Annotated in this window: 2 protein-coding genes; both read right to left on the bottom strand. The window is 75.5% G+C overall.

Annotated features, from left to right (window positions below; translation table 11 throughout):
* Positions 1 to 629: condensation domain-containing protein (locus GT042_RS08940; RefSeq protein ID WP_237530601.1), on the bottom strand; the 629-nt coding region annotated here is incomplete at its 3' end.
* Positions 630 to 633: 4 nt separating this feature from the next.
* The coding region (locus GT042_RS08935) for an alpha/beta fold hydrolase (protein WP_237530600.1) at positions 634 to 1,492 on the bottom strand (859 nt) is incomplete at its 5' end.

Raw genomic sequence — 1,492 nt, 5'->3', positions numbered from 1 at the left:
GCCCAGTGCGCCACCGCGTCCGTGAACGCGCCGTCGGCCTGGCGCTCGCGCTGCCAGGCGGCGTAGTCCGCGAACTGGAGCGGGAGGGGGGCCGGGCGGTGCGGCGGGCCGCCGGTCTCCTGCCCGTACGCGGCGGACAGCTCGTCCAGCATGAGGCCGAGCGACCAGCCGTCGCAGACCAGGTGGTGGGCGACGAGCAGCACCCGGTGGGTTCCGTCGTCCACGGCGTACACCGCGCAGCGCAGGAGGGGGCCCGTACCGGTGTCGAAGGGGCGGGCGGCCTCGGTACGGATCAGGGCGTCCACCCGGCCGGCCGGCACGTCCCGCTCGACCGCGAACCCGGCCCGTCCGGTGGTGGAGACGATCTGCGCCTGGGTGCCGTCGGCGGCGGTACGGAAGACGGTGCGCAGCGACTCGTGGCGGGCGACGAGCGCGTCCAGCGCGCGGTGGAACGCGGCGGTGTCGAAGGGGCCGCGCACGGCGAACGCGGCGGGCACGTTGTACTGGGCGGTGCCGGGGTCCATCTGGTCGAGGACGAGCAGGCGGCTCTGGGCGTCGGAGGCGGGGAACTCGTACTCCTCGCCCGCCCAGGCGTGGAGGTCGATGAGATCTACGGTGTCGGTGGTCATCGGTTCAGTCCCCTCGGAGGGCGGTTTCGAGGACCGCGGCGATCTCGGCCGCCGGGCCCGGGGTCAGGACGTCGCTGTGGCCGCAGGCCAGGTCGTGCACGTCGAGCGCGGCGGCCACGCGCCGCCAGGCCGCGGTCTTCTCGGCCGGGGTGGGCCAGGTGTCGCGGGTGGCGGAGAAGAGCGTCACGCGCCCCTCGTAGGGGGTGGGGCTCCAGTGCCGGACGACCCGGGTGTGGTGGGTCCCCACGTCGACCAGGGCGTGCAGCTGAGGGTCGGTCAGCGCGTCGAAGCCGCTGCGGCGGACGGTGGCGAACACCCGTGCGCGGTCCAGGGGTCCCGGTGGCACGGGCAGGTCGGGGACGTGGCTCTGGAGCAGGATGCGCAGCAGTTCGTCCTCGACGGCCACCGGGTCCAGCGGGGTGCCCAGGATGGTGTCCGGCATCGGCATGGCGTCCACCACGGCGAGCATCCTGACCTCCTCGCCCGCCCGGCGCAGCCGGACCGCCATCTCGTGGGCGAGGCCGCCGCCGAAGGACCGGCCGAGGAGCAGGTACGGCCCGTGGGGCAGGAGTGCGCGGAGGCGTGCCACGTACAGGTCGGCCATCCCGCCCATGGAGGGCGGGAGACGGTCCACGCCGGTGAGCAGGCCCGGGCTCTGGAGGGTGTGCACGGGGCGGCCCGGGTCGAGGTGCGGGAGCAGGTTGGCGAACGACCAGCCGAGGCCGAGCCCCGGGTGCACGCAGACGAGCGGGGTACGGTCGCCGCCGGCGCGCAGGGTGAGCACCGGCTCCAGGCTGTTCCCGGACGGATCGGCGGAACCGGCGGCCGGCCCGGTGCGCTGCCGGGCGGAGCGCAGCGGGATC

The sequence above is a fragment of the Streptomyces sp. SID3212 genome (assembly GCF_009865405.1).
Classification (GTDB): Bacteria; Actinomycetota; Actinomycetes; order Streptomycetales; family Streptomycetaceae; genus Streptomyces.
Note: the sequence above shows the minus strand (reverse complement) of the source record. Positions and strands in the feature narration are given on the sequence as shown.